At 60.6% G+C, this 241-nt stretch carries 1 pseudogene; it reads left to right on the top strand.

The features are described from left to right. A pseudogene (locus SB756_RS34455) lies at positions 1-241 on the top strand (phosphoketolase); the annotation flags it as partial.

The raw sequence follows: 241 nt of genomic DNA on the forward strand, positions 1-241 counted from the left end.
TGAGACGTGGATGCGGAGTTATCAGCCAGACGACCTGTTTGATGAACAGGGTCGCTTAAAGCCGGAACTGCAGGCGCTGGCACCGGAAGGTGATAAACGCATGGGGTCTTCCCCTTATGCCAATGGCGGCCTGTTGCGCCGTGAGCTGGATGCGCCTGAACTCGCGGAGTTTGCCTGCGATGTCAGCGAGCCAGGCGCACAGATGGCGCAGGCCACTGAGCATCTGGGCCGCTATCTCAGC

Origin of the sequence: Pseudomonas sp. SIMBA_068 (genome assembly GCF_046534705.1) — a bacterium.
Lineage (GTDB): Bacteria > Pseudomonadota > Gammaproteobacteria > Pseudomonadales > Pseudomonadaceae > Aquipseudomonas > Aquipseudomonas putida.